General features: G+C 73.0%; 1 protein-coding gene. It reads left to right on the forward strand.

What is annotated here, in order from left to right:
* On the forward strand, positions 1–2,586 hold a 2,586-nt coding region (locus GKQ77_RS31380; RefSeq protein WP_219692507.1), incomplete at both ends, for a non-ribosomal peptide synthetase.

Raw genomic sequence — 2,586 nt, forward strand, 5'->3', positions numbered from 1 at the left:
GTACCCGGCGGAACGCATCGCGTACGTACTGACCGACTCCGCCCCCGCGGCGGTCCTCTGCACCCGGGAGAGCCGGGGGCTGCTGCCCGACGAGGTAAGGGTCCGGCCGGTGGTGCTTGATGACGCCGAGGTGGCGGCGGAGATCGCGCGATGCCGATCCCGGGGGGCGGCTACCGTGGGCGCCGAGGACCTGGCGTATGTGATGTACACGTCCGGGTCGACCGGTGTGCCGAAGGGCGTGGCGGTCTCCCACGGGAGCGTGGCTGCCCTGGCCGGGGACGCCGGGTGGTCGATCGGCGCCGAGGATGCGGTGCTGATGCACGCGCCGCACGCCTTCGACATCTCCCTGTTCGAGGTGTGGGTGCCGTTGCTGGCCGGTGGCCGGGTGGTGGTGGCCGGGCCGGGTGCCGTGGATGCCGGGCGGGTGCGGGAGGCGGTCGCGGAGGGCGTGTCGGCGGTGCATGTCACGGCCGGTCTGTTCCGGGTGCTCGCGGAGGAGTCCCCGGAGTGCTTCGCCGGTCTGCGTGAGGTGCTGACGGGCGGGGATGTGGTGCCCGCGGGGTCGATGGCGCGGGTGCGTGAGGTGTGTCCGGAGGTGCGGGTCCGGCATTTGTACGGGCCGACCGAGGTCGCGTTGTGTGCGACCTGGCATGTGCTGCCGGTGGGCGCCGAGGGCGGGCCGGTGCTGCCGATCGGGCGGCCGCTGACGAACCGGCGGGCGTATGTCCTCGACGCGTTCCTCAAGCCGGTCCCGCCGGGAGTCGTGGGAGAGCTGTATGTCGCCGGCGCCGGGCTCGCGCAGGGGTACCTCGGACGGCCAGGGCTGACGGGGGAGCGCTTCGTGGCGTGCCCGTTCGGTGCGGGCGGGGAGCGGATGTATCGGACGGGGGATCTGGTCCGCTGGTCGGCCGAGGGTGAGTTGTTGTTCGTGGGGCGCGCGGATGAGCAGGTGAAGGTCCGTGGGTTCCGGGTGGAGCTGGGTGAGATCGAGGCGACGCTGGCCTCCCATAAGACGGTCGGCCAGGCCGTGGTGGTGGCCCGTCAGGACGGCCCCGGGGACAAGCAGTTGATTGGATACGTGACCGCTGCGGACGGCTCGGGCATGGACGCGGAGGATCTACGTGCGTACGTATCCGACCGGCTGCCCGAGTACATGGTCCCGGCAGCGATCCTGGCCCTGGACACCCTGCCGCTCACGGTGAACGGCAAGGTGGACCGGGCAGCCCTGCCCGCGCCGGACTTCGCCACCCGGGTGACCGGGCGTGAACCGCGCACCGAGACCGAACGGGTGTTGTGCGATGTGTTCGCCGAGGTCCTGGGACTCGATCGGGTAGGTGTCGAGGACGGCTTCTTCGAACTCGGCGGCGACTCGATCAGCTCCATGCAACTTGCCTCCAGGGCACGCCGTTCCGGGCTCGTAGTAACACCTCGGCAGGTCTTCGAGGAGAAGACACCGGAACGGCTCGCCATGGTGGCGGAGACCGCAGGGAAGGCCACCGCCCGGCATGACGTGGGCGTGGGCGAGGTGCCCTGGACGCCCGTGATGCGGGCGCTGGGGGAGAGGGCGGCGCGGCCCGGGTTCGCGCAGTGGGTGACCCTCGGCGCCCCGGCCGGGTTGGGTCTTGACGTACTGACCGCCGGCCTCGGCGCCGTCCTGGACGCGCACGACATGCTGCGGGCCCGCACGCTTCCCGGCGAGCAGAAGCTGATCGTCGGCGAGCGGGGATCGGTCGACGCCGGGAGCCTGGTCACGCGCGTGGACGCCGTGCACGTGGCGGAGTGCGACCTGGACGGCGTCGCGGCACGGGCCGCGCGGGAGGCGGTTGACCGTCTCGACCCTGCCTCAGGAGCGATGGCCCAGGCGGTTTGGATGGACGCCGGGCCGGAGCGTGTCGGCCGACTGGTCCTGGCGGCCCATCACTTGGTGGTGGACGGCGTGTCCTGGCGCGTCCTGGTGCCGGACCTGCGAGCCGCGTGCGAGGCGGCCGCCGACGGGCGGGTGCCCCGGCTGGAGCCGGTGGGCACCTCGTTCCGGCGCTGGGCGCAGCTGCTGGCGGCGGAGGCGACCGGCGAGCGCCGGAGCGCCGAGCTGGACGGCTGGCTGACGCTGCTCGGTGGCAATCAAATACCGCTGGGCAAGCGGGCGTTGGACCCTGCCCTCGACACCGCCCGGACTGTGCGTCAGCGGACGTGGGTGGTGCCGCCCGAGCAGGCGGTCACGCTGGTGGGCCGGACCACGTCCGCCTTCCACTGCGGAGTCGACGACGTGCTCCTCGCGGCCCTGGCGGGCGCGGTCGCCCAGTGGCGGCCGGAGGCCGGTCCGGGGTTCCTGGTCGACATCGAAGGGCACGGTCGTGAGCCGTGGGGCGACGGCGTGGATCTGTCGCGCACGGTGGGCTGGTTCACCAGCGGGCACCCGGTGCGGCTGGGTGCGGCAGGTGTGGATCTGGCCCAGGCCCTGGCTGGGGGCCCGGCCGCCGGTCACCTCCTGAAGGCGGTCAAGGAGCAGGCGCGTGCCGTCCCCGGCGACGGCCTCGGCCACGCACTGCTGCGCCACCTCAACCCCAAGACCGCCCCCGCCCTGGC

This window comes from Streptomyces anatolicus (assembly GCF_019400875.1).
Lineage (GTDB): Bacteria > Actinomycetota > Actinomycetes > Streptomycetales > Streptomycetaceae > Streptomyces > Streptomyces anatolicus.